The 803-nt window shown below is 42.1% G+C and carries 1 protein-coding gene and 1 pseudogene; both read right to left on the minus strand.

The features are described from left to right. Nucleotides 1-464, minus strand: a pseudogene (locus CBG25_RS18915) (phage tail tape measure protein); the annotation flags it as partial. 91 nt (nucleotides 465-555) lie between these two features. Continuing rightward, nucleotides 556-803: hypothetical protein (locus CBG25_RS18920; protein WP_290608598.1), on the minus strand; the 248-nt coding region annotated here is incomplete at its 5' end.

Consider the following 803-nt stretch of genomic DNA (forward strand, 5'->3'; position numbering starts at 1 on the left):
TGCTGTTTTAATGTGTTAAGAAAATTATCCGCGGCTAACTTTGCTCGTTTTGAGGCTTCTTTCTGTGCAAGGAGCGCTCTCCCTTCTGCGGTCAGTGCCAGATTCATCCGGCTTAGTTTATCTCTCGATTCCTCCAGTATCGTGTTGTAATCAACAAACTGGTCAAGTGGGAGCAAGCCTTTTTGATGTGAAGCGGCAAGCTTACGGCTAATTTTATCCAGCTCATCGAACGCTCTATTGGTGGGATTAATTCGATTTAACAGGTCATTGAGTTCATTTTTTTGCGTCTTAATGGTTTCGGCATTTCTCAGTGAAGCCAGGCTCACTTTTTTTAATCCACCCTCCAGATTTGATGAAGCCTTKTCAACTTTTTCCGCTGTTCCTTGAAAGGATTTTAACTTCTGCTCACCTCTTTCCAAATCCGCCGTGTTTACTTTTAATGAAATCGTGGCGATATCGGTCATACCGGATTCCTTGCAACAAAAAGCCAGCACAGGGCTGGCGTAGTAAGTGATTTATACCTTAAGGTGCTCAAATGATTGATTTATCGCTTTATCAGTTAATCAACCGCAAGAGATTCTCTTTGACAAAGTTTCGGCGCTCCGCTTCATCAGCAAGCACCACGACCCCACGTCTTTGTAAATATTCCATTAACTTCTCAATATCCCCAATAAAATAATTAGAAGGAACGACTTCTGTCCGAGTTACGCTACCATTTTCATAGTCAAGAATAATTCTTCCACAAATAGCGGGTAAATTATTTTGCAAAGGGGCTTTGCCGATGAACTCACCCTCAATCGGTA

This window comes from Arsenophonus sp. ENCA (assembly GCF_002287155.1).
In the GTDB taxonomy this organism is placed as follows: Bacteria; Pseudomonadota; Gammaproteobacteria; order Enterobacterales; family Enterobacteriaceae; genus Arsenophonus; species Arsenophonus nilaparvatae.